Source organism: Bradyrhizobium sp. Leo78 (genome assembly GCF_059512425.1).
Genome location: NZ_JCAMOT010000326.1, coordinates 1 through 301 on the forward strand (window position 1 = coordinate 1; position 301 = coordinate 301).

At 60.5% G+C, this 301-nt stretch carries 1 pseudogene; it reads right to left on the reverse strand.

Annotated elements, in window-relative coordinates:
• Positions 1–163: pseudogene (locus tag AC5ZG1_RS44915) on the reverse strand (integrase core domain-containing protein); the annotation flags it as partial.
• Positions 164–301: the final 138 nt, after the last annotated feature.

The window sequence follows — 301 nt, forward strand, 5'->3', positions numbered from 1 at the left end:
GCTGAACCGGGCGAGAAATCGGCGCGTCCTTGTTCAAGGATCGATGCGTTCTGACGTTATTGTAATAGTCGGCGTAGGATTGCAGAACCCGACGCAGATGCGCCGCGCCCAAAACAATGACGTGGTCCAAACACTCACGCTGGATCGATCCGATCAGCCGTTCGGCAAAGCCATTCTACCAGGGCGACGCTGGTGCGGTAGGCGTGTCCCGGATGCCCATGGCGCGCAATCGGCGCGTGACGACGCTGCCATAGATCCGGTCGCGATCGCGGATGAGGTAGTGCGGAGCCTCATCCCAAGG